Annotated in this window: 6 protein-coding genes; all 6 read left to right on the top strand. The window is 43.6% G+C overall.

The features are described from left to right. Window positions 1-134 precede the first annotated feature (134 nt). The 6 genes from B3N33_RS09675 (at window position 135) to B3N33_RS09650 (ending at window position 8,707) form a co-directional block, all read left to right on the top strand. Window positions 135-1,163: a restriction endonuclease subunit S gene (locus B3N33_RS09675; RefSeq protein WP_422655906.1), complete on the top strand. Its 1,029-nt coding sequence runs from the start codon at window positions 135-137 to the stop codon at window positions 1,161-1,163. After that, window positions 1,163-4,195, top strand: coding sequence for a type I restriction endonuclease subunit R (locus B3N33_RS09670; protein ID WP_292593199.1), 3,033 nt, complete (start codon window positions 1,163-1,165; stop codon window positions 4,193-4,195). Before B3N33_RS09675 ends, B3N33_RS09670 begins: the two co-directional genes overlap by 1 nt. Before the next feature lie 19 nt (window positions 4,196-4,214). Beyond that, window positions 4,215-4,661, top strand: coding sequence for a DUF6414 family protein (locus tag B3N33_RS09665; protein WP_099829292.1), 447 nt, complete (start codon window positions 4,215-4,217; stop codon window positions 4,659-4,661). Next, window positions 4,613-5,116, top strand: coding sequence for a DUF6414 family protein (locus B3N33_RS09660; protein ID WP_292590151.1), 504 nt, complete (start codon window positions 4,613-4,615; stop codon window positions 5,114-5,116). Before B3N33_RS09665 ends, B3N33_RS09660 begins: the two co-directional genes overlap by 49 nt. A 199-nt stretch (window positions 5,117-5,315) precedes the next feature. Beyond that, complete coding sequence (locus B3N33_RS09655; protein WP_292593198.1) at window positions 5,316-7,244, top strand: tetratricopeptide repeat protein; 1,929 nt, start codon at window positions 5,316-5,318, stop codon at window positions 7,242-7,244. A gap of 119 nt (window positions 7,245-7,363) precedes the next feature. Beyond that, window positions 7,364-8,707, top strand: coding sequence for an ATP-binding protein (locus tag B3N33_RS09650; protein ID WP_292593197.1), 1,344 nt, complete (start codon window positions 7,364-7,366; stop codon window positions 8,705-8,707). Window positions 8,708-8,755 lie beyond the last annotated feature (48 nt).

The raw sequence follows: 8,755 nt of genomic DNA, 5'->3' as shown, positions 1-8,755 counted from the left end.
TGGATGTTAAGCAAGGTTATACGTATTTCGCAGAAGGTGATCTGATCGTAGCGAAGATAACTCCTTGCTTTGAAAACTATAAAGGAGCAATAGCCTCAGATCTTGTAAACGGTATAGGATTTGGTACAACCGAATTGTTTGTACTAAGGCCAAATGAACGGTCTGACTCTAGGTACCTTTTTTATGTTTCGATTTCCAAAGCTTTTAGAGAAACTGGAAGCAAAATAATGCACGGAGCTGCTGGTCAGAAGAGGATAACAGTTGACTTCATCAACAACTATCCTGTAGCCCTACCTAAACCTGAAGAACAAAGTCAAATAGTGGGCTTTCTGGATGAAACGCTAAAGAGAGTAGATTCCCTAATCACTAAGAAGCAGCGACTTATTGAACTCCTGAAAGAAAAGCGCGCGGTGATAATATCGCGAGCAGTGACTAAAGGTCTCGATCCCAACGCTCCCATGAAAGACTCGGGGATCGAATGGATCGGGGAGATACCGGAAGGGTGGGGTGTAGCAAAACTGAAGAGGGCGGTAAATCACGTTGGAAGGGGAATTAGTCCAAACTATGCAGAGAAGAGTTCGATTGCGGTAATCAATCAAGCATGCATCTACTGGGAGGGGATAAGCGAAGATGATCTCAAGTACCATGAGGAAACCGATATCTCTGAGCTGAGAAAAGGGTTGCTCAAGAAAGGCGATTTGCTACTCAACTCCACTGGGACGGGCACCCTTGGGCGTGCTTTGCTTTTCAATCTTGATAGAATGTGCATTGCTGATAGCCATGTGACAATAGTACGTTGCGACCGCAAGTTATTGATCCCTTCTTTTTTAAGGCTCCTAGTCGAAACACCGCTTTATCAAGGCAAGATTCTAAATGAACTGGTCGCTGGTTCGACAAATCAAATCGAACTTTCTAGGGAGAAACTACGGGACCTAATAGTTGTTTTGCCGCCCATAGAGGAGCAAGAGAGGGTCGTCGCTTATGTTACTGAGAGAAATTACAAAATCGACTCCTTNNCTAGCAGTCTTGAGAAAGCTACAGAGAAAATGGACTCCTTCATCTCAAAGATCGAAAAAAGCATAGAGCTTCTGAAGGAATATCGCTCCGCTCTTATCACAGCGGCCGTTACGGGCAAGATTGACGTTCGGGAGGAGGTACCGTAGTGAGCAAGACTTACGACGAGAAGAGCTTTGAAGAGGCTATTGAAAACTCTTTGCTGAAGGAAGCTCCTGTCGAATCGCTATACGGTCAGAAGGCAAAGCAGACGGCTTTCGTCAGCGGCGGTTTCTCAAGCCGGAGACCGGATGAATATGAGAAGGAACTCTGCCTTATCCCCTCCGATCTTCTCCAGTTCATTTATGCCACCCAGCCAAAAGAATGGGAGAAATACCAGAAAGCGGCTGGTAATAAGGCCAAGGATAGCCTTCTCCAACGAGTAAAGAAAGCCGTGGACGATTATGGAACACTCCATGTCCTTCGAAAAGGGATTAAGTCTCTCGGCTCGCACTTCAAACTCGCTTTTTACAAGCCAGTAACCGGCATGAACGAGACCCTTCAAGAGCTGTACAGAGCTAACATCTTCTCGGTAGTGAGACAGCTGAAATACAGCATGAAAAATGAAAACAGTCTGGATATGGTGGTTTTTGTCAACGGCCTTCCGGTGTTCACTGCCGAGTTGAAGAACCACCTTACCGGTCAGACTGTTGAAGATGCTATGCGCCAGTACAGAAAAGACCGCGATCCCGTCGAACCGCTGTTCAGATTTGGCAGGTGCCTCGCCCATTTTGCCGTTGATCCCGAACTGGTTTACATGACGACTGAGTTGAAGAAGGACGCGACACGTTTTCTCCCTTTCAACAGGGGTGATGGCACCGGTGCTGGAAATCCCCCTTCTGGCTACAACAAATATGCCACTTCTTATCTCTGGGAAGAGGTCTGGTCGAGAGACGGGATACTCGACCTCATACAGAACTTCATTCAGGTAATAGATATTCTAGATGAAGATGGAAGGCCAACCGGAAAGAAGGCAATGATCTTCCCCAGATACCATCAGCTAGATGCAGTTCACCGCTTAATAGAGGATTCGAAAGCTAGCGGAACTGGGAACAGTTACCTAGTGCAACACAGCGCAGGCAGCGGGAAAAGCTTCACGATAGCCTGGCTAGCCTACCATCTTTCCAATTTACACGTTGATGATAGAAGGCTCTTTGATTCTGTGATAGTGGTAACCGACAGAAGAGTCTTAGATAGACAGCTTCAGAACACTATAGGGCAGTTCGAAGATGTGAAGGGAAAGCTTGAGAACATTGACAAGACTTCTCGTCAGTTACGAGAGGCGCTCGAAAACGGAAGAGACATAATTGTCACGACCCTTCAGAAGTTCCCTGTCATTGTGGATCAGATAGGGGAACTGAAGAGTGATAGATTCGCAGTAATAATAGATGAAGCTCACTCCTCTCAGAGTGGTGAAACCGTCAGGGACATGAACGAGGTTCTCGCGGTGGAGACTCTTGAGGAAGCAGAGATTAGAGACGGAGTTGAATCAGAAGATCTCGAAGACAAGATAACTGACCAGATGAAGAAGAGAGGAAGACTGCCGAATGTGAGCTACTTCGCATTCACGGCAACTCCAAAGAACAAAACCCTTGAGACATTCGGGGTCAAAAGAGCCGACGGCAAATTCGAACCTTTCAGTCTATATTCCATGAGACAGGCGATAGAGGAAGGCTTTATAATGGATGTTCTCGAGAATTACACGACCTTCAAGACCTATTTCAGACTGCTCAAGAAGATCGAAGAGGATCCGCAGTTCGAAAAGGCCAAAGCCTCTTACCTTCTGCAGAAATTCGTCAGAGAAAGCGAATACACTATCTCGAAGAAGATAGAGATAATCATTGAGCACTTCAGGCAATTCACTATGGACAGAATCAAAGGTCGAGCTAAGGCAATGATCGTGACGAGCTCAAGGCTCCACGCTGTAAGATATCGTCAGACATTCGATAGATACGTGAAGGAGAAGGGCTACGACACGATAAAGGCTCTCGTCGCATTTTCAGGGACTGTTCGTGACGGTGGTATGGAATACACCGAAGCGAAAATGAACGGCTTCTCTGAATCACAAACGGCTGGGGAGTTCAACACCGACAAGTATCGATTCCTGATAGTTGCAAATAAGTTTCTGACAGGCTTTGACCAACCGCTTCTGCATACAATGTATGTCGATAAGAGACTTAACGGGGTACATGCGGTTCAAACACTAAGCCGGCTAAACAGAATTCACCCTGACAAGAGAGATACTATGATTCTTGATTTCGTGAATGAAGCCGAAGAAATCGAAAAGTCTTTCCAGCCATACTATGAAAAGACATTGCTCACTGAAGGAACCGATCCCGACACTTTGTACGATCTGGAGACAGTTTTGGAGCAATTTCAGCTATACAGTCAAGATGACGTGGACAGATTTGCAGAAGTCTATTTTTCTGAGAAGCCAAAACACTCTGATTATTATAATTGCCTCAAGCCTGTAATATCGCGTTTTGAAGAGGTTGAGGAAGATGTCAAGCTTGACTTTCGTAAGACACTTACTCGATTCGTTCATCTATACTCTTTCCTTTCCAGAATCATCACTTTCTCCGATCCGGGACTGGAGAAGCTGTATCACTTTGCGAGATTCCTTCTAAGAAGACTTCCAATTCCCAGAGGACAGCTCCCCTTGGAAGTGCTTGAGGATATAGATATGGAATCTCTGCGAATCCAGAAGTCCTCAAAGGGGAAAATTCAATTGGAGAGAGGCCCAGGTGAGTTGAAGCCCTCAAATGGTAGTGCTGAAACAGGGGCATTTGTCAACGAACAGGAACTGCTATCCAAGATCATAGAAGATTTGAACGAAAGATTCGGCACCGAATTCACCGAAGAAGACAAAGTATTCCTCAGTCAACTTCAAGAAAGACTGGAGAAGAACGAAGCGCTCAGAAACAGCGTGCAGGTAAATCCCCCTTCCAGTGCCAGACTTACATTTGACAACATCGCCAACGACATAATCCAGGACATGATCGACTCGAATATCAAATTCTACAAGAAGATAAACGACGACCAAGACTTTGCCAGCACGCTCCTTGACTTCCTGTTTGACAGATACTTGAAGTCAAAAAAGGAGACTGTGAGTGATGCAACCAGTGAAAAACAGGATCACTAATTAGCTCAGGAGGTAATTCATGTTCAGAAAGAGAAAGGCATCTGAAGATGCCTCAGGGATTTTGGAACCAACGGACATTGTCGTTCCAGTCTATCTTGATGCAGAAATCATGCTTGACATCCTTGCAACTCTTGATAATGGATTATCTCTCAGTGAAAAAATTAAGATCACAAGTGGAGAGCTTTCTGAAAGGGAAGGCAGTGTCGGGATTTCGCTATCTAAAGTATTGCCATTTGTAGATATCTCTGCCAGCGGAGGCTTGTCAAAAAGCAAGGCTTTGAGTTCCGAAAGCCAGTCTGAAAGAGTTCAAACGCCTGGCTCACTGTTCAACAAAGTGAGAACGAAGCTAATTAAAAGTCAGATATTAGAAGAATCGAAACTATTGAGGACTGGAATGCTCTTACAGAAGGTAGCTTTGTGGAGATCATCGGAAATTTCTCACCAAATCCGATTTCCTCTTCTATAGAGAGATTTTTGCATGTAATAGAAATATTTGCGCCATTGATCAAACCAAATATGAGTGAGAAACAGGTCCCCATCAAGCAAATAACGGACATTTTGAACTCATTTGTCGGTGACATTGACAAATCAGAATCAAGGTTTTATCTCATAGACTTCAAGAATCTAGAAGGTCATAAAGCAATATCCCTCCTGTCCAAAGATCTTCTGAGAAGCGGTTCAAGGGAGATTGTTCAGAAAGGGAACTACAGACTACTAGGTAAAGTTGTGAAGAAGATTGATGAAGGGCACATCAAAACATTGGAATCTTCAACGTTTTTTGGCTTACTTGACGAGCAAATGATTCAAGGATTTCTGCGATCCTTTGAGGAGTTAGCAAAGAATGGGTTTAAAATTCCTGGCCTGAAAGATGAAATTGACGCACCACTTGTCGTAGTTCTACCAATTGCGGTTTACATTTGAGAAAGTGAATTATCATACTAAGGTTGCGAGTTTTCTTGAGCGAGCACCAATTTGAAGATCAAAATATAGCATGAGATGTTTAGTACTCAGCAATAGCCAAAGCGGCAGGAAAGGTGTTTAGGGAGTCAGAAAATCCCCTTACGGAGCAAACCAATAGCTGAAACACGAGAGCTAGGTCGCTTTTGAAGGAGTCAGGAGAATGAACCAAGCATATGAGTTTTTTGAAGCGCTAGCTTCAGGAAATCTGACAAGAATCTTATTCATCTTGTTTGTTCAGATTCTAGCCATTATCATTATTGGATCACGTCATGAGGAATGGCGGTGGTTGATCAACCGGAGAGTTCTTTTCAGAATCATATTGTCTCTGCTCATCTCCGTGGTGACAACGCTACTATTCAAGAGAAGCCTTATATTCAGTCTTTTGGGATATTCATCTGCGGCTGTAGTTGCAGTTATTGGCTTAATATTCAGTGAAAACGTTATTTTTCCAGAAAATCTTCTTCTGAGGCTGACTAAGCGGAAGTATGAAGCTCTGGATTTTAACGAGGGTCAAAACTTACCTGACAAAAAGATCTTTTTTGGCTTATCTGTACCTTTCAAAATCGAGTATCTCCATATTCTTGCAAGCTATTTGCTGGACAATGATGATCTACACGGTGCCTATAGAGTCTATAAGAGAATCGAAAGCTTTTCTCTTTTCGATTCGGAAAGGACGAGGCTCAACATTATCAAAGCACAGCTGTTCTGCTTAGCTGGAAATATCAAGGGAGCCGAGTTGATTCTTTCAAAAATGGATATCTCTCATTACCCAGAACTCAAGACATCATTCCTTATTTCTTCTTCTCTGCTGGCTGAAAGCAAAGGAAACCTAGAAGAAGCGTCTGATCTGCTGAGCGAGGCATTAAAAGAAAACGAAGACAAGGCAGGCACCGTAGTTATCAATAACTTGGGAAGGTTGAAGTATATGAGAGGGAATGATCTCGAAGCCATGAGGTACTATGAGAAAGCGCTTTTTTCAGCTGGGGATAAGGTTAAGAAAAGGATCAAGAGCATTGCGTTTCAAAACCTCATAGACCTTTATGTCAGAAACGGGGAACTTGAGAAAGCTTCAAGGACGTTTGAGAAATTCAAAACTGAATTCTCAAACGGAGGCATTTATGACAAAGCAAGATTCTTCAGCTACCAAATGGTCTATGGAAGACAAATAGGAAACAGAAGCCTGATTCTTGATTCAATTGCGGCGATCCTAATAGATGTTATTCCAAGTCTTCCGAAAAAGAGTCAACTGATTATGCTTGTTTCAACACTAAAAGCTGTGTACGATCTGAGCCCAATCACGCCAATGCTGACAATCAATTCGTTAACGGTAACTATGCCAGACGTTCATGATAACTTGACTCAACTATTGACACTTTTGTATGCAGTTAGGCAGAAATGGGAAGAAATTAGTATGTTGCCATTTGAAAAACTATTCGAGTTGAACAAAGAACTATTCTACATACTTACCCGATTAGCAGATTCAAATCTCATTGAGCCTTTCAGACAAATATACGGTGAGCTGTGCTCGTTTTTTCGCGACTCTATTGATTCTATTGATCGGAAAGTTCTAAGTCTCGGTGAACCTTTCGTCTATGAGAGGTGGCAATGGGAGAACAACAGATTGTTTGCTGCACGATTCTTTCAGAAAGAGATGAATCAGGCTGAATGGCCCGGATATTTGACGAAAGTCGTTGATCATATGGAAGACCTAATACAAGAACTTGACGATAACGACGCAGTTCTCTTATCTGTAGAGGCCAAGCTGAATCTTGTTGATGAGGTATTAGCTACAATCGATCATCAAAGAGGGAGTTCCATTCAGAATAAGCTCATTGAGAAATCGAGAAAGTATCTCGCTGAAGCGGATCGTCAAATTACAGAAATAGGTAATCACGTTTCGTTCTGTAGCTCCTATATCAGGATAGCCTTCTATGCAATGACGCTGGGTGAGTGTAGTTTGTGTTCAAAGTATTACAACAGCTTTCTAGCAACTGGAATAGCAGTGCAACAATTCAGTCAATGGATCAGACAGTACTTTGCAGAAGTAGAGAGGTACATTTTGAGCTGCAACGATAATTCGGGAAATTAGTTGCGACGCAGCTTTTATGGCCTGCGTTATCAGGACAAATAGGGATTCCTTTTTTTTGCTAAAATCGAGTGCATAAGTTGAGATATAATGAAAAACCATCAAAACAAGGAGATCAATACATGAGCAAGGAAAACCAAGCTGTTGAATTTAAAGAATCCTGGCGTGATGATTATCTGCGCTGGGTCTGTGGTTTTGCCAATTCTCATGGAGGCACTCTGATCATCGGCAAAAATGATCGAGGTGAGGCAGTCGGTGTTGCTGAAAGTGCAAAGCTGATGGAGGAATTACCCAATAAAATCCGTGATCTTTTGGGAATAATTGTCGAAGTAAACCTGCTTGCTGAAGAAGGAGCAGAATTGCTGGAAGTTAATGTGCCTGCCTACACCAACCCGATTAGCTATCGGGGTCATTACTACATTCGTAGCGGCAGTACCCTGCAGGAAATCAAAGGCGCCGCGCTGGATCGTTTTCTGCTACAGAAACAGGGACGCACATGGGATTCTGTACCCCTGCCAGGGGTTGCAATAAATGATTTGTCTTTGGTGAGCCTCAAAAAATTTCGTGAGCTGGCTACCGTCAGCGGACGCTTAAGTGATGCGGATTTATCGGCAGCAGATCCGGAGCTGCTTGAAAAGCTTAAATTAACTGAAGGCTCATACCTGAAACGATCGGCTGTACTGCTCTTCCATGAAGATCCTGATCGGTTTATCACCGGGGCTTTTATCAAAATTGGCTTTTTTGTTTCAGAGTCTGAACTTGCCTATCATGATGAAATTCACGGCTCTCTTTTTTCACAGGCACATACAGTAATTGATCTACTTCGAACCAAATACATGAAAGCCGCCATCATCTATGAAGGTCTTCAGAGAATCGAGCGGTTCCCAGTACCTTACGAGGCGTTGCGCGAGGCCATACTTAATGCGCTGGTTCATAGGGATTATTCAGTGCCTGCGCCAATACAGATTCGGGTCTATGAGAACAAACTGAAAATCTGGAATCCTGCAGTACTGCCTGAAGGGTGGAGTTTGAAAACATTATTGGGCGCACATGCATCCCATCCCTATAATCCGGATGTGGCAAACGCTTTTTTCCGCTCCGGGGAAATTGAATCCTGGGGTCGGGGGATTGAACGAATATTCTCAGCTTGCCGTAGTTCGGATTCGCCGCCTCCCAGTATTCAACTGGAAGGACATGATCTCTGGGTGGAATTCCCATTTTCCGATAATTATCTGGATACAATGCGGGGAAAAGTAAGTAGCAAGGGTAGTGCTACCCAAGAAACTACCCAAGAAAAAATCGTTCTCTTGCTAAGGGAGAAACCATCTATTACCCGTCGTCAACTGGCACAAGAACTGGCATTGAGCGAGGATGGTATAAAATATCATCTGAGAAAGCTCAAAGAACAGAATCGCATACGCCATGTAGGGGCAACAAAAAAAGGCTATTGGGAAGTGTTGAAATGAAACCATCGGAAAGATACAAGCTCGATGAGCGCAACCATGTAATAAATA

The sequence above is a fragment of the Mesotoga sp. UBA5825 genome (genome assembly GCF_002432955.1).
In the GTDB taxonomy this organism is placed as follows: Bacteria; Thermotogota; Thermotogae; order Petrotogales; family Kosmotogaceae; genus Mesotoga.
Note: the sequence above shows the minus strand (reverse complement) of the source record. Positions and strands in the feature narration are given on the sequence as shown.